The organism is Thauera sp. (assembly GCF_035444905.1).
In the GTDB taxonomy this organism is placed as follows: Bacteria; Pseudomonadota; Gammaproteobacteria; order Burkholderiales; family Rhodocyclaceae; genus Thauera.
The window spans coordinates 58,213-80,948 of record NZ_DAOMPS010000016.1; the positions used below are offsets into that span (position 1 = coordinate 58,213).

A 22,736-nucleotide genomic window follows, 5' to 3' on the forward strand; every position below is an offset into this window, starting at 1 on the left:
TCGGTTGTCTCGGGATCGCCCGTCGTTACGTGTGCTTGTCGCACCTCATGGTTTTTCCTGCTGCGGTTGCGATGCGTTTCCGGCTTCTAACAAGATGGCTGGGATCGATTTGGCCGGTGATCGTGACTTCGATGGAGAGCCCGGCAGCATCACCTTGCTCGTTGGTGGCAAGCGCATTCACACGAAACGTCCTGCCAACGACGCTGTGGACAGGACTGTCAGTCAGGATTGAGCGCTCGCCCAGCGGACCAGATCTCAGTCCGATAAGGTCGGCAAGATGGCTCGACGCATACCGCTCGTCCGGCTCTGCACGGCTCGAGTAAAGCGTAACGTGCGGGTATAGACAGGTAAACCGCTCATGGTCGAGGCCGAGCATTGCCTGAAGGTCTGCGTAGGTGGCAGGGCGAGCTCCAATCGCTGATCTCTCGGCCGAGGAGCCTTGACTCAAGGGGGCTAAAGCAAGGCGTTCCAGCAGGCGGTCGAGCACCTTCGGATCGGACGTCAGCGGATCCACGAGTCCTGTGGCCTGCTGAACCGAAACCCCGATCACCCGCTCCGCGATCTTCACGTCCCGGGTGACGACGCCGTCGCCGATCCAGGGGCTTCGGTTGCCGTTGACCAGAATGTCGTGGATGACCAACTCGACGGCAGACTCGTGCGCAAGGTCCATGCTGAGCCGCTGTTCCGAAATCGCAAGCTCCTCGGTCGAATAGAAGACCGTGGCCATCGAGCCGGCAACAAGTGTTGCCGCTACGAGAAGTAGCCACAACGTATGCAGGAGGACAAAGCCTTTACTGCGCACGAGGCCGCACGAGTGGGCGTGCATGCTCGGCGAGCTGGGAAGCTGCATCGAGGCCGTCAACCAGCGCATCGACGACCGACTGGGTTTCCATCTGATTGCGCATCACATGCGGAACGAGCAAGACCACCAGCTCGGTGCGGCGAGTATCGGAGGTGTTGTTCCTGAACAGGTTGCCGACCACGGGCATGTCCTTGAGCAATGGGATGCCGCTGTTTCCGACACCGCCACTCTCTCGGATCAAGCCGCCGAGCGCCACCGTGAAGCCGTCGCGCGTCGCGACGACGCTGTGGATCTTCCTTCGCTGTATGGTCGGCGAGTCGATGCCAGAAGAGGTGGTTTGAGCAACCTCGCTCACTTCCTGCATGACATCAAGGATCACATTCCCATTGTCATTGACCCGGGGCGTCACCTCCAGGATAACCCCCGTGTCGCGCATCTGGATCGTGCTGATGATCGGAGCGCCGCCCGCGTCCGTGCCCTGAGAAGTCTGCGTCACGATGGGCACTTGGTCGCCCACCTGCAGGCTTGCCTTCTGGTTGTTCAGCACGGATATCTTGGGCGCCGAGAGGATCTTCACTTCCGTCTTGGATTGCAGGGCATTGAGGACGATGCGTGCATTTGCCTTCCCCGAATACACATAAGAGAAACCCGGGAACTGCGAAGCGACCGAGCCGGTGTCGGTCGCACTCAGGGTCACGGTGTTCTCACTCGAGTCGAAAAACCATTGCACGCCATAGCGCAGGTTGTTGTTCAGGGTCACCTCGGCCAGAAACGCTTCGATCATGACCTGGCGCGGTAACACGTCGATCTGCTTGAGCGCTTCCTGGATCACACGGAACTCGTCCTCAGTGCCGTAAAACATCAACGAGTTGTTCTCCTCGATCGCCACCAGCCTGCCAATGTTCGCCTGGGGGCCCGATGCTGAGGGCGATATCGAGGGCGATGGCAAGCCGGGCATCTGCGGCTGCGGCAACGAGGACGTCGATGGGCTGGTAGTCGCTGTAGTCTGCATTTCCCCAGTCAGCACCTGCCGGAGCGATGTCACCAAGTCCTTCGCGTTACCATTCTGAACGTTATAGACGAAGATGCGCTGTGCACCGGCTTTCGAGACATCAAGCCGCCCAATCCACTCGCCTAGCAGTTCGAGATCAGCCTTGTTGCGAGCAACGCCAAGCACGGCCTGCATGCGTTCGAGCGGCACGAGGCGGATTCGGGTCGTAAAAAGGTCGAGTTTGCCCTGGAATATCTCCCGCAGTTCCGCAACGATGGTCTCCGGCCGGCTCTGAGCAAGCTTGTAGAGCGCGAACGTCATGCCGCTTAGCCAATCGACGTCGAAATTCTCGACAGTACGCAGAATGGCGCCACGGTCCTGGCTGCTGCCCGCCACGACAAGATGCCCGTGATGGGTGTCTGCCTGAAGGACGGTCCCTTTTGGGACGAATGAATCTAGAATCGCCTGCATGTCGTTCGCGTTCACGTAACGAAGTGGAATGATCTCCACCGCGTAGCCCGGAACAGGAGGCATCGCCGAGGCAAGGCGTTGTGCAGGGCGAACCCGCTGCGGAGCCTCGCTCCAGGGCACCACGTTTACAGTTTGACCATCCCTTAGCAAGGCTGCCGAAACGGAACCCAGTGCAGCCTCCAGGGCCGACAGCAAAGAGGCCTTGGACACAGGGCGACTTGTGCGCAGGGTGATGCGCCCCTCCACCGCTGGCGAGACAACATAGTCGAGCTTGAGCATGTCTCCGAGCACAGCGTCGATCACGCCACGGATATCGGCCTCATTGAAGTTGAGCTCGAAGCGTTCACCTGTGTCAGGGATGCCAGGTGTTCCCTCGCGGGGCACCGTAGATTCGCTGCGACCAGACTTGTAGAACTCCGTGGTCATTCTTGACGCGTCTTCTGCCGCACTCGGAAGAGATGGCCCAGTATCCGGGCTTGCCTTCATGGGCTCCGCTGGAACGATCTTCCACGTCGACAGGCGGGTAGGTGCGACAGGAGGTGTCGTGGAGCACGCACTCAACCCCGTCGATACGGCGATCCCCAAAAGGAGTCGATGCCACTTGTTCATTGTTCTGGGTCTTGTGAGGGTTGAATGAGTTGCCTGAGTCGGATCTCGACGCTCGGGGCGGCATGGGACTTATCCTCATTGCTCGATCGACCCTGCAGCCGGACAGCGTGGGCGGCGATTGCCATCACAACCCACCCGTCAAACAGATCACCCTCGGCGACAACTTTTCTCGAAGCGGTGGATTCCAGCTCGAGCAAAGCAGTTCGCTTATGGCCGTCGATCATGATGCCGACCAAGCGGGGAAGCGTCGCGCCGGGGCTTGCCTCCGGCTCGGCAGGTGCCGGGGCCAAGCGGGTCCGCGAAGGGGAGAACAACAGGGTTTGTTCAAGCGCGTTGGGCACCGTTTCCATCAAGACAAGCGACGTCTCGGCAGCAGCCGGAACGCTCGCGCGCGTAGCGGGCAGATCGTCCGGCGCCTCCAGTAGAACCGAATGGGCGATCACGGATAACGAGCCCACACAGACGTTGATAAGCAGCAAGGAGACCGTCTGCCTATCGAGCACGGGCTTCACCTTCACTCGGCTGGTCGTTTTTTCCCGCAAAGGCACTTACCCGCAACTCTGCGGAAACCGGAGTCGAACTGTTGTCGATCATCGAAGCCGTCGTCGTCACCACCGCCCGCTCGATAAGAAGCAGTGGTCGATGACGTTCAGCCGCAATCAGCAAGCCAATCAATGCCTCTTCAGATGCAGTCATTCGCACGTCGATCGTGAAGCGGGTCAGGTTCGCCACTTTCGTGGGATCCGCCGTCCTGAGTTCCAGCAACTGAACGTTTGCGCTACGGATCAGTGAGTCGACCGCGGCAACGAATGCGGCGCCGTCTTTTGGGGAGGAGAAGATCAATGGGGCCACGGATTGCTCGAGCCGGTCTACATCGTCAGCGGTGAGGTCTCCGCTCTCCGACGCCAATGCCTGCAGGCGTGCAAGCTCGAAGCGCGTGTCATTCAGCCGTTCGATTGCGGTCACAGGCAGGCCATAGAGCGGTTGCAGCACAAGCGTCCAGCCGCCGACAAACAGCAAGACCGTGACGACGATCGCCAATGAACGTTGCGCCATTGTCCGCACCGTCGTCATCGGCTCCGTTCCCTGCCAACGATCGCATTCAAGGCGAACTGCGGCACGCTCACGCCGTCAGCCCCGCCATCCGGCCGTGAAACCGACTCCAGTTTCACGCTGGTCAGGCTGGCAGCCTGCTCGAGCGCCCGTGCAGTTGCAGCAGGGTCTGCGGCATAGCCGGAGAGTTTGAGTCGCCCTGACTCATACTCCAGCCGGCTGATCCACGCCTGTTTGGGCAAGTGGGTCGCAATATCCTCCATGACCCGCAGGGCGCCTGACGAGCGTTGAGCCTGAGCGAGCTGCTCGCGTATGGCAATGATGCGAGCGTTAACCTCGGCAAGCTGTATGACATTGCCTTGCTTGGCTCGCCTTGCTTCAATCTCGGACTGGGCACGAACCCCGAGCCATGATGCATGGGCGAACAGCGCCGGACCGGCCGTCAGTACGATGCATGCAGCCGAGATGAATAGCCACCGGTTGATCCGCGTTGCAGACCGGCTCCGTTGCATGCCTCGTGAAGCGTGGAACTTGAATTTGGGTGACGTCGAACCTGCGGGCGAGAAGCCGACCACGCAAGCACGGGCCTTGGCACGTTCGATAGCCGCCTCGAGCTCGGCGACAAGCGCGCGCTTGCAGAGGGCAACTTCAACCCTGATCTCATCGCGCGCGGGCGCTCCCGTAATGTCCCCGACGTCGAAGTACAGCGCAGACTCGTCAACCGGCGCCTCGACCGCCATCCGGTAGCGCACGGCAGCGCGCAGATCTCCGCGTGCTGATCGAGGCAGTGTCAAAGTCAAGCGCATAACGTGTGCCGGATGCAGCAGAACGATCACTTGTCGCCCCGTGCAGACAGCCTCCCAGCCTGAGTCCACTTCGCTATCAAGCTCGGACAGCGCAAGTTTTCCAGCCGCATCCGTCACCAACGTCAGTGGTGCCCGAACCCCGAAGACGCGCCTCGCAATCGGTGCGATGAGCCAATCCATCTCGGTCCGCCACCAGCGCCAAGAGGCGCCGAGCGCGTCCCGCAAGGTCGGTATCAGGGCAGTTGGCTGGGCGCGTTGTGCCGGGGCGCGGCTTCTGTCATGCATCCTAAACAAATATTTAATTTGGAATAGAGGTTGACATTGGGATTTTTGCCCACAACAATTGACGCATGCAATCCGCTTATGTCGTCAGAGTGTAGTCGAATCCTGTGACGAGCGTGAGTGTGTCGAAGTCAGTTTGGTGAGGAGCGGGGCCGATGAGCGGGAAACAACGCAGCAAGCGCACGCCGACGGTGGGCGCGGGGATTCGTCTCATGGCTGTCGCGGCCATGCTGGGGCTTGCGGTACCGGCGTTGGCCGGTTCGGTGAGCTACACCTACGACACGCTGGGCCGGCTCAAGACGGCCACCTACAGTAACGGCGTCGTCATCACCTACACGTACGACGCGGCGGGCAATCGCCTCAGCCGTGTCACCACGGGCGTGCCCTGATCGTCCGCGGCCGCGCGCCGCTCGCCTCTGTCTGTCTTTCCACCGTGGTTTCGAGCGACCCGTCCGTTGGGTCGCGCGTCCTTGCACGCCCTGGTTCGATGTCAATGTAATAAACGTGACATCTTGCGTGCGCCTGTTCGGGAGTTCGATCATGTTTGAACGCAATTGGGGTCCGCATCGCGCGGGCATGCTGGCCATGCTCGTGGCCGGGCTGTTCTCGGGCACGGCGCTGGCCGAAGGCAATATCCAGTTCGGCCAGGGGTTGCCGGCGGTGGCCGCAACGCCCGACACAGCGCGTGCTGCAGGCCGGGCGCAGGCGGCACGCGGTGGGCAGCTCGAGCGCATCGAGCACGGTCCCGGGGTCAATCGGGTCATCCTCGCACCGGTCACTCCCGAAGAATCCGAGCGTGCGATCCGGGGGCGGGCCTTGCCCAAGGATCTGAACCAGGGCGTTGTGCAAGATATCGAGCGTGGCGCCTCGGTCGAGGGCGAGATGACGCTGTCGGCGGCCCGCGTGGCGGGCGACACCGCACCGAGCGGCCCGGCCTCCATCGCCGAACTCGCGCGCGCGCTCAAGAACGACCCCGATCTCATCTACGAGTACGTCCGCAACAACATCGCCTACTACCCCACATGGGGTATCCAGAAAGGGGCGATCGGCGCGCTGCTCGACAATCAGGGCACCGCCTTCGACCAGGCCACGCTGATGGTGCAGCTGCTGCGCCAGGCGGGCTTCACCGCCAACCACGTGCGCGGACGCATCAACCTGACCGCTGCGCAGGTGCAGGACTGGCTCGGTGTCGACACCGCCAACGTCTGCGCGGTCCTGAACCTCTTCGGCAACGCCCAGATCCCGGTGGCCTCGGTCACGGCGACCGCGGCGGGCAGCTGCCCGGGCTCGACCGCTGCGCTGCACAGCATGAAGTTCGACCACGTGTGGGTGAAGGTCAACATCGGCGGCACGAACTACTACTTCGACCCGAGCTTCAAGTCGCACGTCCACAAGAGCGGCATCAACCTCGCCACCGCCAGCGGCTACAACGCCAGCAGCTACCTCACCGCGGCCAAGAGTGGCGCCACGATCACCGCGGACTACGTCCAGGGCATCAACCGGACCAACATCCGCAACACCCTCACCACCTACGCCAACACCCTGGCCACACACCTGCGCACCAACCTGCCGGCGGGCACGCTCGACGACGTGATCGGCGGCAAGACGGTGGCCCCGCACACGGGCGGCGCCTTGCGCCAGACCACGCTGCCCTACCAGGACACGGCCGTCGCACTCACCGAGTGGGCGACGATTCCGGCCAACTACAGCCCGACGCTGCGCATCCGCTACCAAGGCATCGATCGCAGCTACACCTCCGACGCCCTCTACGGCAAGCGTCTCACGCTCACCTACAACGGCTCGAACCAGCCCGTGCTCATGCTCGATGGCGTCGCGCAGGCCACTGGCACCGCGGTGACGCCGGGCACGGTGGGCAACGTCACCTTCAACGTCACCCACGGCGCTTACGGCAACACCTTCGCCAACCAGAGCTTCACGCAGTCGATCAAGGCCGGGGGCACCTTCCTGGTCGGCAACGGCTGGGGGCCGGCCGGACGTGGGCTGGTTGAACGCTACCGCGGCCAGCTCGACACCGCCAAGGCCGCCGGCAGTGCCGACACCTCCGAAGTCGTTCTCGGTTCCTCGCTGGCAGTGCTGTCGGCCACCTGGATCGCCCAGGTGAACCACTCCGACTACATCACCGACCGGCTCGCCGGCACCAACACGCTCTTCCACCACCAGATCGGCATCGCCGGCTATAGCGGTGCCCCTTACGTCGACCTGCCGGGCAACCTGTTGAGTGTCGTCAGCCAAAGCGCTGACGCCGCCAAGGAGCGAGCCGTCTTCTACAGCTCGGCGATGCACTCGAGCATCTTCGAATCGACCGCGGTGCAGCAGACCGCAGGCGTAAGCGCCGTGTCGACGGTCAAGCTCATCGACATCGCCGCCACCAACAACGACCGCATCTACGACGCCAAGTCGTCGAACTACGCCAGCGTGGTGCAACCGAACCTGGTGTCGTGCTCGCCCTGGCTGGCTACCTTCCAGAGCCAGATCAACGCGGGCAACCGGCTGATCCTGCCCGCCCGCTGCAACCTGACCGAGAACAGCTGGTCGGGCGCGGGCTACTTCACCATCAACAGCACCGGCACGAGCATTGGCGCCATCATCGGCGGTGGGTTGGCGGGGGGCTTTGGCGTCAGCAACGTCCCTGCGGCAACCGTAGTTCAGTCGGCCAACGGTGCAAAATCGCCGTCGGACTGGATCGAGGTGGGCATGAAGCTGATCAACGACCCGATTGATTTCGCGTCGGGCAGCTTCCTCTACGCCAACGAAGACATCCAGACCGGGGTTGGCGAGTTTCCGCTCAGCCTGGGGCTGAACAAGCTCTACAGCTCCGGTGCCCGCACCCAGGACGGTCCGCTTGGCAAGGGCTGGACGCACAGCCTGGCTGCCAGCACCCGGGTTGGCTCGGACGGCTTCCAGGGTATGGGCGAGGACTCCGCGCTCGACGCCGTCCCCACGCTGGTCGAGAAGCTCGTCGCGCTCGACCTGCTGGCCGATGCTGCCAAGCCGCTCGACAAGATGGTCATTGCCACGCTGGGCCAGCGCTGGTTCGGCGACCAACTCATCAACAACACCGTGGTGGTGCAGCAAGGCCTGAACGGCGAAGTGTTCGTCAAGCTCCCCGACGGCAGCTACAACCCGCCCCCGGGCAATGCCGCACGGCTGACCAAGCAAGGTGACGGCACCTACCAGTACGAAACACTCAACCGCGCCAAGCTGGCCTTCAACAGCGCCGGCAAGCTCGCCACCTACACCCACCCGAGTGGCGTCCAGGCCAAGTTCACCTACAGCGGCGCCAACCTCACCCAGGTCGCCAACAGCCTGGGCCGGGTGCTCAACTTCACCTACAGCGGCGCGCGCATCAGCGCGGTGAGCGACGGCACGCGCAGCATCGGCTACGCCTTCGATGCCAACGGCAACCTCACCAGCTACACCGACGCCACCGCCAAGACCACCACCTACCAGTATGACCTGCCGGGGCGGATGACGAAGTTCTTCTACCCCAGCACGCCAACGGTTGCCTTCGCCACCAACGTCTACGACACCCTGGGCCGGGTGCAGACCCAGACCAACGCGGCGGGCAAGCTCTACACCTACTACTTCGCCGGCTCGCGTTCCGAAGAGGTCGGGCCGGGTGCCGTCAGCAAGGTCTCGTACTTTGATGCCTTCGGCAAGGAACTGAAGTCGATCGACCCGCTCGGGCGCAGCACGGTCAACACCTACGACGGCCAGGGGCGGCTCACGCGCAAGACCTTCCCCGAAGGCAATGCACTGGAATACAGCTACCACGACGCCCCGTGCGCAGCCGCCGACAAGCGCTGCACGCACAATGTCAGCCAGGTTCGCCAGATCGCCAAACCCGGCTCGGGGCTGGCCATGCTGACCAGCAACTTCACCTACGAGAGCGCGTTCAACAAGGTCGCCAGCGCCACTGACGCGCTGGGCAAGGTCACCACCTACACCTACACCGCACAAGGCAACCCCTTGACGGTCACCGCCCCGGCCGATGCCGCAGGCGTGCAACCGCAAACCACTTACGGCTACACCGCCTACACCGCCAGCGGCTACCCCACCTTCTACCTGCAGACCTCGCAAACCAGCAAGACCACCGCTAGTGGCACGGTGGTCACCACCACCACCTACAACACGGCCAACAAGTACGTCCCGCAAACGGTCGTGGCTGACGCGGGCACGGGCAAGCTCAACCTGACCACCGCCTTCACCTACGACGGGGTGGGCAACCTCACCCAGGTCAACGGCCCGCGCACGGACGTCACCGACACCACCACGCACGCCTTCGATGCGCAGCGCCGCATCACGCAGACGACCGACGCGCTGGGCAAGCAGACGCGCTTTGGCTATGACAACGACGGCCGGCTCATCCGCACGGCGGCCCAGCTGGGCACACAATGGCTGGTCAGCTGCCGCAGCTACAGCGCCACCGGCAAGCTTCTGAAGGCCTGGGGCCCGGCGGTAACGGCCGCGGCCACCACCTGCCCGACAGCCGCCGCCCCGGTCGCGGTCACCGACTACGCCTATGACGACCTCGACCGCCTGATGCGCGTCACCGAGGTGCTCCCCGCGGCGCAGGGCGGCAACCGCGTCACCGAGACGGTGTACAACGCCGACGACAGCGTGCACCAGGTCAAGCGGGCGGTCGGCACGGCGCTGGCACAAACCTACGCCACCACCACCTACAGCGCCAACGGCCTGCCGGTCACACTGACCGACGCCAAGGGCAACCGCACCACCTACGAATACGACGGCCACGACCGCCGGGTGAAGCTGCGCTACCCGCACCCCACCACGGTTGGCACCTCATCGACCACCGACTACGAGCAGTACGGCTACAACGCCGTCGGCAGCCTCACGAGCCACAGGAAGCGCAGCGGCGAGACGGTCACCTTCGCCTACGACAACCTGCACCGCCTGACCAGCCGCAGCTACCCCACGGCCGCGGACAACGTCGCCTTCGCCTACGACCTGCTGGGCCGGCGCACCCAGGCCAAGTACGCCGACAACAGCCACACCGTGGCCTACGTGTGGGATGCGGCCGGGCGCCTGACCAGCACCACCGCCGGCGGCAAGACGCTCGCCTACCAGTACGACCCGGCAGGCAACCGCACGCGACTGACCTGGCCCGAGACCGCGTTCTACGTCACCACCACCTATGACGCGCTCAACCGTCCGAGCGCGATCAAGGAACTGGGCACGACCAACCTGGCCACCTACGCCTACGACGACTTGTCGCGGCGCACGACGGTCACGCTCGGCAATGGCACCACCACCAGCTACGGCTACAGCACCCAAGGCGCGCTCGCCAGTCTCGCGCACAACCTGACCGGCACCGCGCAGGACCAGACCACGACCTACACCCGCAACCCCGTGCAGGAAATCGTGAGCCAGAGCTGGACCAACGACCTGTACCAATGGACGGGCTACGCCAACGGCACCCAGAGCTACACCGCCAACGGCCTGAACCAATACACCACCGCAGCCGGTGCCACGCTCACCCACGACGCCAAGGGCAACCTCACCGGCGACGGGGTGTGGACCTACGCCTTCGACGCCGACAACAAGCTCAAGAGCGCGACCAAGACCGGCTACGCCGCCACGCTCGCCTACGACGCCGAAGGCCGGCTGCGCCGCACCACGCTGGCCGGCGCGATCACCGATCTCGCCTACGACGGCGTCGATCTGGTGGCCGAGTACGACGGCGCGGGCACGCTCCTGCGCCGCTACGTGCACGGCCCCGGCGTAGATGAACCGCTGGTGTGGTACGAAGGCAGCACGACGACCGACAAGAGCTGGCTCTACGCCGATCACCTGGGCAGCATCATCGGCACGGCCAACAGCGCGGGCACCAGCACCGCGATCCACAGCTACGGCCCGTTCGGCGAGCCGAACGTCACCACCGGCGTGCGCTTCCGCTACACCGGGCAGCAGTACCTGGGTGGGTTGAATCTGTACTACTACAAGGCACGGTTCTACTCGCCGGCGCTGGGGCGCTTCCTGCAGACGGACCCGATCGGCACCGCGGATGACCTGAACCTGTATGCGTATGTGGGCAACAACCCGGTCAACTTCAGTGATCCGACGGGGTTGGCCGCGGCTGAGGCCCAGATGCTGATCGGCAAGATCAGCGACTCGTCCTTTGGCCGTGGAGTACAGGGCGTCGTCGATTCAAATCCCTCGGCAGGCAACTTCTTTGGATGGATGGTCAGCAAGGGTCTGGAGAATGCCGCCAATAGTCCGCTTAACCTGCCGATGCATGATGCGCAGGGGAATGTTGTAGGCTATGTGGGCATTGGCCCGGGGGTGATTGGCAGGGTTGGTGCTGGAACTCAGGCCGCAAAGGGAGCGGCAGGCCTGCGGAACGGCCATCTTGCAGGAAGTGTTCACCCCAAGACCGGTGTGCCGTTCGACAAGGCTGGCTACCCTGACTTCTCTGCTGTCGCCAAGGCCGAGGTGAAGATCACACAGACAGGGTCGCGAGCAGGCGACTTCCGCGCTGCGAACGAAGCCGCTGGGCTCAAGAAGACTCCGGAAGGCTTTACGTGGCACCATCACCAGGATGGCAAGACGATGCAATTGGTACCCCGAGACATTCACTCGCAGACCGGTCACACCGGTGGATTCCTGCCAGGGCCGTGAAGAATGTTGATCGAGAACGTTGGTCCGAAGATCGGAGCGCTGGACATCGCACCCATTGAGGCTGAGTTGGGCGCTGTGCTGCCTGATTCTTATCGGCAGTTCCTCCTGCGCAGCAACGGAGGAGCACCAACTCCAGACACGATAGATGTTCCCGGGGCCGACGGTTCACCGACGGACGTACAAGTCTTCTTCGGCATTGGGAGGTCGGTAGAAAGCAGTGACTTGGCGTGGAATCTCGCCCTAGTTGCCGAACGCTGCCCAGGCCTTCACGCCCTGCCAATCGCGTGCGATTCTGGGGGCAACTTGTTCTGCCTGAAGTTCGAGCGTGATGTCGCAGCCAAGGTGATCTATTGCGATCTAGACGATCCCGACTGCGCCACCTACGAAGTCGCAGCCAGCTTCGATGAGTTCGTTGCCAAGATCCGGTCATTTGAGCAGTAATTCCTGCGGCAAAGGGGGTAAGGGCCGGTGAGGCGGGGGCGTTTGGCTCGCTGAAGGGGGGCAAGCGGATGAGAAATAGGGGACGCACCACGGTTTGGAGGAATGACCTGACCGTGGTACGCGCGCCTACACTGCCAGCGGCTACCCCACCTTCTACCTGCAGACCTCGCAAACCAGCAAAACCACCGCCACCAGCACGGTGGTCACCACCACCACGTACAACGCGGCCAACAAGTACGTCCCGCAAACGGTCGTGGCTGACGCGGGCACGGGCAAGCTCAACCTGACCACCGCCTTCACCTACGACGGGGTGGGCAACCTCACCCAGGTCAACGGCCCGCGCACGGACGTCACCGACACCACCACGCACGCCTTCGATGCGCAGCGCCGCATCACGCAGACGACCGACGCGCTGGGCAAGCAGACGCGCTTTGGCTATGACAACGACGGCCGGCTCATCCGCACGGCGGCCCAGCTGGGCACACAATGGCTGGTCAGCTGCCGCAGCTACAGCGCCACCGGCAAGCTGCGCAGGGCCTGGGGCCCGGCAGTGACCGCCGCGGCGACCACCTGCCCGACGGCCGCCGCTCCGGTCGCGGTCACCGACTACGCCTACGACAGCCTCGACCGCCTGATGCGCGTCACCGAGGCGCTCCCCGCGGGCGAGGGCGGCAACCGGGTCACCGAGACGACCTATTTCAAGAACGACCTTGTGCGCAGCGTCAAGCGGGCGGTCGGCACCGACCTGGTCCAGACTTACGCCACCTACACCTACAGCGCCAACGGCCTGCCGGTCACACTGACCGACGCCAAGGGCAACCGTACCACCTACGAGTACGATGGCCACGACCGCCGGGTGAAGCTGCGCTACCCGCACCCCACCACGGTTGGCACCTCATCGACCACCGACTACGAGCAGTACGGCTACAACGCCGTCGGCAGCCTCACGAGCCACAGGAAGCGCAGCGGCGAGACGGTCACCTTCGCCTACGACAACCTGCACCGCCTGACCAGCCGCAGCTACCCCACGGCCGCGGACAACGTCGCCTTCGCCTACGACCTGCTGGGCCGGCGCACCCAGGCCAAGTACGCCGACAACAGCCACACCGTGGCCTACGTGTGGGATGCGGCCGGGCGCCTGACCAGCACCACCGCCGGCGGCAAGACGCTCGCCTACCAGTACGACCCGGCAGGCAACCGCACGCGACTGACCTGGCCCGAGACCGCGTTCTACGTCACCACCACCTATGACGCGCTCAACCGTCCGAGCGCGATCAAGGAACTGGGCACGACCAACCTGGCCACCTACGCCTACGACGACTTGTCGCGGCGCACGACGGTCACGCTCGGCAATGGCACCACCACCAGCTACGGCTACAGCACCCAAGGCGCGCTCGCCAGTCTCGCGCACAACCTGACCGGCACCGCGCAGGACCAGACCACGACCTACACCCGCAACCCCGTGCAGGAAATCGTGAGCCAGAGCTGGACCAACGACCTGTACCAATGGACGGGCTACGCCAACGGCACCCAGAGCTACACCGCCAACGGCCTGAACCAATACACCACCGCAGCCGGTGCCACGCTCACCCACGACGCCAAGGGCAACCTCACCGGCGACGGGGTGTGGACCTACGCCTTCGACGCCGACAACAAGCTCAAGAGCGCGACCAAGACCGGCTACGCCGCCACGCTCGCCTACGACGCCGAAGGCCGGCTGCGCCGCACCACGCTGGCCGGCGCGATCACCGATCTCGCCTACGACGGCGTCGATCTGGTGGCCGAGTACGACGGCGCGGGCACGCTCCTGCGCCGCTACGTGCACGGCCCCGGCGTAGATGAACCGCTGGTGTGGTACGAAGGCAGCACGACGACCGACAAGAGCTGGCTCTACGCCGATCACCTGGGCAGCATCATCGGCACGGCCAACAGCGCGGGCACCAGCACCGCGATCCACAGCTACGGCCCGTTCGGCGAGCCGAACGTCACCACCGGCGTGCGCTTCCGCTACACCGGGCAGCAGTACCTGGGTGGGCTGAATCTGTACTACTACAAGGCGCGGTTCTACTCGCCGGCCCTGGGGCGCTTCCTGCAGACCGACCCGATCGGCACGGCCGATGACCTGAACCTGTATGCGTATGTGGGGAACAACCCGGTCAACAGGTTCGACCCGCTGGGGCTGAGTGCTGTTCAGAGTGATCAACTCAACGGTGGGGTGGGTGGACTGCAGTTGGGATCAAGTTTCACCGGAGAGCGCATACAAGTTGCGTACTGCATTCCGTGCATTCCAGCCGCAGCCCCAGCTGTTGGGCAGGCGGCTACCGCTGTTGGAGGCCTGGCCGCAGGATTGTGGATGGGGAGCAAGGCCAACGCTATCTACAATGAGGATGCGAACACGACAGGTGGCAAGGAGCCACCGGTTCCGGGTGCCGCCCCAGGTGACAAAACGAAGGGCCGAACTACACAATGGGAAAAGGGTGGCGGTATGGATGAGGCGAACAGAGATTTTGACGCTAAAGGTCCAACTAATGTTGCTCCGCTACCGGATGGAGGGCGCCGAGGCACGCTACCGGATGGCCGCCAGATTAACGTACGCCCCGATAGCACTGACGGACGGCCGACCCTTGAGATCCAGAATGGAAAAAACCGTGACAAGGTGAGATACAACCCATGAGTATCTATAGTCCAATATTGCAAGAGTATTTCTGCAATGCTCGCTTTGAACTTGAGGAGTTGGTCGATCGCGCGGGCAGTCTCGTACTTACCTTGGTTCGTACTGACGGTTCAAGAGTAAGGCTGCAGTTCGACTCCTACATGGCGTATCGAAAGCTTGACGAGGGAGATGCCTTGCTTACTTTGTCAGCTATGCGAAGAACCGGAGGTATGAGCAAGAGCTTTTACCGCGTGGACAATTCCGATTTCCTCGTCTGGTTTAATGAGGAGCGGTGCGGCCCTGCCCCTGGTGGGCCCTTGACTCACTATATGGTGGCTACTGCGAATGACATTGTCGATGTGCTTTCACTTGACCCGCCGACCATCGAAGTGGATTAGTTGACGAGTGTAATCGGGGACAGACCACGATTTTGGGGTCCCGCCGCGCTGTAGAGGCTGAATCGCCGCGAGGCCATGGTCTGTCCCCACGTTTGTCTGTACCTAAGCCTTCGACGCCGACAAGCTCGAGAGCGCGACCAAGACCGGCTACGCGTCACCTTCGCCTACGACAACCTGCACCGCCTGACCAGCCGCAGCTACCCCACGGCCGCGGACAACGTCGCCTTCGCCTACGACCTGCTGGGCCGGCGCACCCAGGCCAAGTACGCCGACAACAGCCACACCGTGGCCTACGTGTGGGATGCGGCCGGGCGCCTGACCAGCACCACCGCCGGCGGCAAGACGCTCGCCTACCAGTACGACCCGGCAGGCAACCGCACGCGACTGACCTGGCCCGAGACCGCGTTCTACGTCACCACCACCTATGACGCGCTCAACCGTCCGAGCGCGATCAAGGAACTGGGCACGACCAACCTGGCCACCTACGCCTACGACGACTTGTCGCGGCGCACGACGGTCACGCTCGGCAATGGCACCACCACCAGCTACGGCTACAGCACCCAAGGCGCGCTCGCCAGTCTCGCGCACAACCTGACCGGCACCGCGCAGGACCAGACCACGACCTACACCCGCAACCCCGTGCAGGAAATCGTGAGCCAGAGCTGGACCAACGACCTGTACCAATGGACGGGCTACGCCAACGGCACCCAGAGCTACACCGCCAACGGCCTGAACCAATACACCACCGCAGCCGGTGCCACGCTCACCCACGACGCCAAGGGCAACCTCACCGGCGACGGGGTGTGGACCTACGCCTTCGACGCCGACAACAAGCTCAAGAGCGCGACCAAGACCGGCTACGCCGCCACGCTCGCCTACGACGCCGAAGGCCGGCTGCGCCGCACCACGCTGGCCGGCGCGATCACCGATCTCGCCTACGACGGCGTCGATCTGGTGGCCGAGTACGACGGCGCGGGCACGCTCCTGCGCCGCTACGTGCACGGCCCCGGCGTAGATGAACCGCTGGTGTGGTACGAAGGCAGCACGACGACCGACAAGAGCTGGCTCTACGCCGATCACCTGGGCAGCATCATCGGCACGGCCAACAGCGCGGGCACCAGCACCGCGATCCACAGCTACGGCCCGTTCGGCGAGCCGAACGTCACCACCGGCGTGCGCTTCCGCTACACCGGGCAGCAGTACCTGGGTGGGCTGAATCTGTACTACTACAAGGCGCGGTTCTACTCGCCGGCCCTGGGGCGCTTCCTGCAGACCGACCCGATCGGCACGGCCGATGACCTGAACCTGTATGCGTATGTGGGGAACAACCCGGTCAACTTCAGTGATCCGACGGGGTTGGCCGCGGAGGATCTGAAGCTCTTTGCAGGCAAGGTCGGCGGGAGCATCGATAACTGGTGGGACCGCTCGGTCGCAGGCTTCCAGAGCGCGACGTTAGGCGATACGATTGAAAAGTCCATTCAGGGGCTCAATCCAGCGATGGGCGCTGGGATTGGTCTCGGTGTTACCAAGCTCTCGGGGCTGGCGGCAAAGGAAGCACCGCTACTCCTGAACGGTCCTATCAGGATCACCGAAAAGGGAATGGCTCACGTCGTTGAGCGACACAGCGTCAACGACATCGCGAAGTTTGCTGGTAAGAGCAAGTTCAATGAAGGCGAGAACTTGTCGGCCCTGATCAACTCAGGAACACAGCAACGGATGGTTAAGCAAGCCAACGGAAACTTCGCCCGTACATGGGATGCTGGTCGCTCGATCGGGATCGATCGTGTCGCCGGTCAACAAACCTCAGTCATGACCGTTATCACTCGTTCGAATGGCGAGTTGGTCACTGCGTTCCCTGGTCGCCCGTAGGAGGTTGTTATGTCTCTCGACTTTACGGTTCTCGGCCAAAACGGGGCACCCGAAAAGGCTGTCTCGCTAGGCGTGGATCTTCACCATGAACTGGTTAATGCAGCGTCTGCTGGTGGGCTTGTGCGTTTCCAGGACTTCGCGGATTACTACGAAGATGTAGAGATCGCTGTCAATGATCTTCTAGACTTGTCTGAGCAGGTTCGGATACTGCGCACCCAAACTGGTTCGACTGACCTGCAGCGCTTCCTTGATGCTCTAAGCGAGTTGGTTGCCTACGCCATAGAAAATGGCAAGGCTCTTCATGCGATAGCCGATTGAGTCTGTCCCCTATTTTCCTCCTTGGTGATCTGCTCCAAGGAGGATTTGTGCGGGAGATCAAGCCATGATTCGCAGGTTTCCAGATATCCCGGATTGGGCCTTTGATATCGACGAAAAATCTGCCGGTGTTTATGAAGTTGTTGCAAAAGACACGAAAGGCCGCACGATCAGAAGAACTGGAACCGACCCTGATCGATTGATCGACGAGTGCAGGCGCGAAGCTTCAGATTTGCGTCGAAAGAAAAATGGCGGGTAGTTCCTTGCCGCAAGGGGAATTGGTGCCCGTGGTGAGGCAATGCACGGTGCACTTGATCCGATAGCAGCCAGACGAAGGACTAGGGCAGCGCTGGATACCGTCGCAGGCACCCGCGAGAAATAGGGGACGCACCACGGTTTGGGGAAATGACCTGACCGTGGTGCGCCTGATTGCACCGCCACCACCAGCTACAGCGCCAACGGCCTGCCGGTCACGCTCACCGACGCCAAGGGCAACCGCACCACCTTTGAATACGACGGCCACGACCGCCGAGTGAAGCTGCGCTACCCGCACCCGACCACCGTCAACACTTCCTCCACCACCGACTACGAGCAATTCACCTACGACGCGGCCGGCAACCTAACGAGCCACAGGAAGCGCAGCGGCGACACCATCACGCTCGCCTACGACAACCTGCACCGCCTGACCAGTCGCAGCTACCCCACGGCCGCCGACAACATCGCCTTCGCCTACGACCTGCTGGGCCGTCGCACCCAGGCCAAGTACGCCGACAACAGCCACACCGTGGCCTACGTGTGGGATGCGGCCGGGCGCCTGACCAGCACCACCGCCGGCGGCAAGACGCTCGCCTACCAGTACGACCCGGCAGGCAACCGCACGCGACTGACCTGGCCCGAGACCGCGTTCTACGTCACCACCACCTATGACGCGCTCAACCGTCCGAGCGCGATCAAGGAACTGGGCACGACCAACCTGGCCACCTACGCCTACGACGACTTGTCGCGGCGCACGACGGTCACGCTCGGCAATGGCACCACCACCAGCTACGGCTACAGCACCCAAGGCGCGCTCGCCAGTCTCGCGCACAACCTGACCGGCACCGCGCAGGACCAGACCACCACTTACACCCGCAACCAGGTGCAGGAAATCGTGAGCCAGAGCTCCGGGGTTCGACAGTGACCTCCAAATTTCGCCCCTTTTCGGAGGGCCTCTCCAGCGCCGGCGCGGGTTTGAGGGCGGCGACCGTAAAAGTGCTGTGGTGGCACGTTTGTAACAGCCATCCTCAAACTTGACGCGGCTTTGTGCGTGGGTAGAGTGGCGGCATGCATGTCAAGCTCACCACCTCCGGAGGCCGCCGCTACGTCCAGCTCGTCGAGTCCTATCGCGACGAAGCCGGACGGGTGAAGAAGCGCACCGTCGCCACGCTCGGCCGCGCCGAGCAGGTCGATGGTTCGCTCGATGCGGTGATCAACGGCCTGCTCAAGATCACCGGCCGCGAACCGATGGGCGCCAAGCCGCCGGCGCCGACGGTGTCGTTCGAGTCCGCGCGGGCGCTCGGTAACGTGTGGGCGCTGACCGAGCTGTGGAAGTCGCTCGGCTTCTCGGGGCTGCGCCGGGTGTTTCGCCGCACGCGCCGCACCACGGACGTGGAAGCGTTGATCCGGCTGATGGTGCTCAACCGCCTGTGCGACCCCGAATCCAAGCTCGGTGTGCTGCGCTGGGTACAGACGGTGGCGCTGCCCGACTTCGGGCCGAAGGCGGTGACGCACCAGCAGTTGCTGCGCAGCCTCGATGCACTCATGGATCATCAGGACGAGGTCGATGCGGTGGTCGCCGGGCTGCTGCGCCCGCTGATCGACCAGGATCTGTCGGTGGTGTTCTACGACCTCACCACGATCCGCAGCGAAGGACTCAGCCAGCAGGCCGGCGACGTGCGCCAGTACGGCATGGCCAAGGAAGGGCTGATCGCCCGCCCGTTCATGCTCGGCGTGGTGCAGACCGCCGAGGGGCTGCCGATCTACCACGAGGTGTTCGACGGCAACACGGCCGAGACCCGGACCCTGTTGCCCACGCTCTCCAAGGTGCTCGAGCGCTTCCCGTCGGTGCAGCGCCTGGTGCTGGTCGCTGACCGGGGGCTGCTCAGCCTGGACAATCTGGAGGCGCTGAAAGCCGTGCGCCTGGCCAGCGGCAAGCCGCTCGAGTTCATCGTCGCGGTGCCGGGCCGGCGCTACAACGAGTTCATCGAGCTGCTCGAGCCCTTCCACGAACAGCAGTGCGCCACCGCCACGCAGGAGGTGATCTCGGAGCAGCCCTGGAACGGGCTGCGGCTGGTGGTCGCGCACGACCCGATGGCTGCGGCCACCAAGACAGAACAACGCAACGAACGCATCGACGCGCTGATCCGCCAGGCAGACGAATGGTCGGGCAAGCTCACCGAGCAGGACGAAGGCGTGAAGCACCGGGGCCGCAAGCTCTCGGACAGCGGCGCCAAGGCGCGCTTCTACCATGCGGTCAGCGAAGCGCACCTGTCGCGCATCCTCAAGGTGGATCTGGGCGAGGAGCTCTTCAGCTACCACATCGACGACAAGGCGAAGCGTCTCGCCGAAATGATGGACGGCAAGCTGCTGTTGGTCACAAATGCCGAGGGGCTCGCCGCGCAGAACGTGATTCAGCGCTACAAGTCGCTCGCCGACATCGAGCGCGGTTTCAAGGTGCTCAAGTCCGAGATCGAGATCGGCCCGGTGTATCACCGCCTGCCCGAGCGGATCCGCGCGCATGCGTCGATCTGCTTCATGGCGCTGATCCTGCACTGGGTGATGCGCAGCCGCCTCAAGGCTGCCGACGCGGGCTACACCCCCGAGCGGGCACTCGAGCAACTGCAGCGCATCCAGCATCACCGCGTGCGCCTGAACGGCGGCGAACCGGTGACGGGAGTGTCCGCCCTCAGCACGGAACAGAACGAGGTGCTTCATGCCTTAGGAATCGAAAAACCGGCGGCGCCGGAGCAGCTGACGCTGTTGTAGTGGCATTTTTGAAAGTGCGATCTAGCAAAAACAAGGACTTGCGAGCGTAACTGTCGAACTCGGGAGAGCTGGACCAACGACCTGTACCAATGGACGGGCTACGCCAACGGCACCCAGAGCTACACCGCCAACGGCCTGAACCAATACACCACCGCAGCCGGTGCCACGCTCACCCACGACGCCAAGGGCAACCTCACCGGCGACGGGGTGTGGACCTACGCCTTCGACGCCGACAACAAGCTCAAGAGCGCGACCAAGACCGGCTACGCCGCCACGCTCGCCTACGACGCCGAAGGCCGGCTGCGCCGCACCACGCTGGCCGGCGCGATCACCGATCTCGCCTACGACGGCGTCGATCTGGTGGCCGAGTACGACGGCGCGGGCACGCTCCTGCGCCGCTACGTGCACGGCCCCGGCGTAGATGAACCGCTGGTGTGGTACGAAGGCAGCACGACGACCGACAAGAGCTGGCTCTACGCCGATCACCTGGGCAGCATCATCGGCACGGCCAACAGCGCGGGCACCAGCACCGCGATCCACAGCTACGGCCCGTTCGGCGAGCCGAACGTCACCACCGGCGTGCGCTTCCGCTACACCGGGCAGCAGTACCTGGGTGGGTTGAACCTTTACTACTACAAGGCGCGGTTCTATTCGCCGGCACTCGGGCGCTTCCTGCAGACCGACCCGATCGGCACCGCCGATGACCTGAACCTGTATGCGTATGTGGGGAACAACCCGGTTAATCGGTTCGACCCGCTGGGGCTGAGTTCTTGGGAGGCTGGAGCGCTTTCTGCTGGTGTTGGCGGGATTGGTGCGATCTCGGCAAATAGCGCTGCCGCAATATCTGGAGGAGGATCAGGTGTCGCTACTGCAGATATCTTGGGGGCGTTGCGTGGAGGCATCCTTATGCTCCCATTGGCTTTGTCGGGGGATAGTTCAAATCCTAAGTCCTATCAATACGTCACATACACTCGGTACAATTCAAGAACCGGACAGTATTATGCCGGCCGTACAGGTGGCTACCAGGCACCAGAGGTGTTAGTTCAGACTCGTGCCCTAGGGCAGCCACACCTTAATGCGGAGGGTTTTGAGAAGCCAGTTGTCGATGTGTATACAACAAATCGCGCAGCAATTCGTGGTCGAGAGCAGCAGTTGATTGATTATTTTGGCGGGGCTCAAAGCGTAAACGGTGCAGCGCGGAATGCAATCAATGGAGTGGCAGATTTTAACCCGTTTCGAGGGTATTACATGGGTGAGTCAATTCGTGAGTTTGGTCCCCTTCCAGATAACTCTCCTTCTAGAATTAGGCTGGGTCAATAAATGGATTGTCAAAAACTTGATGCCGCAGGATTGAATATAGACCAAATGATATTGGTATATAAGTTTATTATTAATGCTCTTCGCGATAAATGCGATGACTCTGGGCGCCTTGAGAGACTTCTTGAAAGTTTAGAGCGTTCGATGAGTCAGCTTTACGAAATACGTGAATCTGGCGTGGATGCTAGAACAGAAGGTAAAATATTGCGTGGATTGAGGGAAGGCTTGAAAGACTTTCCAGGAATTATTATTCCTATTCTTCAGAATGACGGAGGGGGGATTGTCAAGGGTGTCGCTAAATACCTTAGCGAAATGAAAAATCAACCTACGCACAAGTAGATTACTAATCTTGAGGCAGAAATAGGGGGTGCCACGGTTTGGACGACTGCCTGACCGTGGTGGGCCTGACTACACCGCCACCAGCACGGTGGTCACCACCACCACCTACAACGCGGCCAACAAGTACGTACCGCAAACGGTCGTGGCTGACTCGGGCACGGGCAAGCTCAACCTGACCACCGCCTTCACCTACGATGCAGTGGGCAACCTCACCCAGGTCAACGGCCCGCGCACGGACGTCACCGACACCACCACGAACGTGTTCGATGCGCAGAGCCGCATCACGCAGACGACTGACGCGCTAGCAGCCTGTCGGACTTGAAGCCGGCGGACGGCGTACCGGCAGGCTGCTAGGCAAACAGACGCACTTCGCCTTTGATGCCGACAGCCATCTGATCCGCAGGATTGTAATCGGGGACAGACCACGATTTTGGGGTCCCGCCGCGCTGTAGCGGGTGAGTCGCCGCGAAGCCGTGGTCTGTCCCCATGATGATCTGGACCTACACCTTCGATGCCGACCACAAGCGGAGAGCTTCGATGTCTGCCAGTCGGACCGGCTTCCCGTTGATGACTGGCAAGCCGATGTAGGTTGTGGTCATCGGTGCAACTCTCGATTCAGGCGCTTCAGCCAGCCTGCCGCCTGTTGTGCGTCTAGCCCGCATTTCTCACAGATAGGAGGCGCATCGCGGCCGGAAATATGAGAAAG

18 protein-coding genes are annotated in these 22,736 nt (G+C 62.8%); 13 read left to right on the plus strand and 5 right to left on the minus strand.

Features of this window, described 5'->3' with window-relative positions; all coding sequences use genetic code 11:
- Positions 1-25 precede the first annotated feature (25 nt).
- The 5 genes from PLC66_RS09605 to PLC66_RS09625 all read right to left on the minus strand — a co-directional run bounded on the left by PLC66_RS09605 (position 26) and on the right by PLC66_RS09625 (position 4,912).
- Positions 26-850, minus strand: a complete 825-nt coding sequence (locus tag PLC66_RS09605; protein WP_324539789.1) for a hypothetical protein — start codon at positions 848-850, stop codon at positions 26-28.
- Positions 792-2,690: a type II secretion system secretin GspD gene (gene gspD / locus PLC66_RS09610; protein ID WP_324539755.1), complete on the minus strand. Its 1,899-nt coding sequence runs from the start codon at positions 2,688-2,690 to the stop codon at positions 792-794. The genes PLC66_RS09605 and gspD overlap by 59 nt, the downstream gene beginning before the upstream one ends.
- A 179-nt stretch (positions 2,691-2,869) precedes the next feature.
- Positions 2,870-3,391 (minus strand): hypothetical protein, encoded by a 522-nt coding sequence (locus tag PLC66_RS09615; protein WP_324539756.1) that lies wholly within the window; start codon positions 3,389-3,391, stop codon positions 2,870-2,872.
- Entirely contained in the window at positions 3,366-3,947 is a 582-nt protein-coding gene (gene gspM / locus PLC66_RS09620; protein ID WP_324539757.1) for a type II secretion system protein GspM, read from the minus strand. Before gspM ends, PLC66_RS09615 begins: the two co-directional genes overlap by 26 nt.
- Positions 3,944-4,912, minus strand: a complete 969-nt coding sequence (locus PLC66_RS09625) for a PilN domain-containing protein (protein WP_324539759.1) — start codon at positions 4,910-4,912, stop codon at positions 3,944-3,946. The genes gspM and PLC66_RS09625 overlap by 4 nt, the downstream gene beginning before the upstream one ends.
- A gap of 257 nt (positions 4,913-5,169) precedes the next feature.
- Between PLC66_RS09625 and PLC66_RS09630 the strand changes: the two genes are divergently transcribed.
- The 13 genes from PLC66_RS09630 (at position 5,170) to PLC66_RS09695 (ending at position 22,352) form a co-directional block, all read left to right on the plus strand.
- On the plus strand, positions 5,170-5,403 hold the full coding sequence (locus tag PLC66_RS09630) for an RHS repeat domain-containing protein (protein WP_324539761.1): 234 nt from the start codon (positions 5,170-5,172) through the stop codon (positions 5,401-5,403).
- Between the two features lie 151 nt (positions 5,404-5,554).
- On the plus strand, positions 5,555-11,674 hold the full coding sequence (locus PLC66_RS09635; protein WP_324539763.1) for an RHS repeat-associated core domain-containing protein: 6,120 nt from the start codon (positions 5,555-5,557) through the stop codon (positions 11,672-11,674).
- Between the two features lie 3 nt (positions 11,675-11,677).
- Positions 11,678-12,115 carry an SMI1/KNR4 family protein gene (locus tag PLC66_RS09640; protein WP_324539765.1) on the plus strand — a complete coding sequence of 146 codons (438 nt, stop codon included), beginning with the start codon at positions 11,678-11,680 and terminating at the stop codon, positions 12,113-12,115.
- 199 nt (positions 12,116-12,314) lie between these two features.
- Positions 12,315-14,789 (plus strand): RHS repeat-associated core domain-containing protein, encoded by a 2,475-nt coding sequence (locus PLC66_RS09645; RefSeq protein WP_324539767.1) that lies wholly within the window; start codon positions 12,315-12,317, stop codon positions 14,787-14,789.
- Positions 14,786-15,166, plus strand: coding sequence for a hypothetical protein (locus tag PLC66_RS09650; protein WP_324539769.1), 381 nt, complete (start codon positions 14,786-14,788; stop codon positions 15,164-15,166). The genes PLC66_RS09645 and PLC66_RS09650 overlap by 4 nt, the downstream gene beginning before the upstream one ends.
- A gap of 75 nt (positions 15,167-15,241) precedes the next feature.
- Positions 15,242-17,035, plus strand: a complete 1,794-nt coding sequence (locus tag PLC66_RS09655) for an RHS repeat-associated core domain-containing protein (RefSeq protein ID WP_324539771.1) — start codon at positions 15,242-15,244, stop codon at positions 17,033-17,035.
- A 9-nt stretch (positions 17,036-17,044) separates the two neighbouring features.
- The gene (locus tag PLC66_RS09660) at positions 17,045-17,353 is read left to right on the plus strand and encodes a hypothetical protein (protein ID WP_324539773.1); all 309 of its coding nucleotides are present in this window, start codon (positions 17,045-17,047) and stop codon (positions 17,351-17,353) included.
- Positions 17,354-17,417: 64 nt separating this feature from the next.
- Complete coding sequence (locus tag PLC66_RS09665; RefSeq protein WP_324539775.1) at positions 17,418-17,609, plus strand: hypothetical protein; 192 nt, start codon at positions 17,418-17,420, stop codon at positions 17,607-17,609.
- A 273-nt stretch (positions 17,610-17,882) separates the two neighbouring features.
- Positions 17,883-18,530, plus strand: coding sequence for a hypothetical protein (locus PLC66_RS22880; protein WP_503012188.1), 648 nt, complete (start codon positions 17,883-17,885; stop codon positions 18,528-18,530).
- A 143-nt stretch (positions 18,531-18,673) separates the two neighbouring features.
- Positions 18,674-20,374, plus strand: coding sequence for an IS1634 family transposase (locus PLC66_RS09680; protein ID WP_324539777.1), 1,701 nt, complete (start codon positions 18,674-18,676; stop codon positions 20,372-20,374).
- A 135-nt stretch (positions 20,375-20,509) separates the two neighbouring features.
- Positions 20,510-21,694, plus strand: coding sequence for an RHS repeat-associated core domain-containing protein (locus PLC66_RS09685; RefSeq protein WP_503012189.1), 1,185 nt, complete (start codon positions 20,510-20,512; stop codon positions 21,692-21,694).
- Positions 21,695-22,030 (plus strand): hypothetical protein, encoded by a 336-nt coding sequence (locus PLC66_RS09690; RefSeq protein WP_324539780.1) that lies wholly within the window; start codon positions 21,695-21,697, stop codon positions 22,028-22,030.
- Positions 22,031-22,058: 28 nt separating this feature from the next.
- Positions 22,059-22,352, plus strand: coding sequence for a hypothetical protein (locus PLC66_RS09695; RefSeq protein WP_324539782.1), 294 nt, complete (start codon positions 22,059-22,061; stop codon positions 22,350-22,352).
- Positions 22,353-22,736 lie beyond the last annotated feature (384 nt).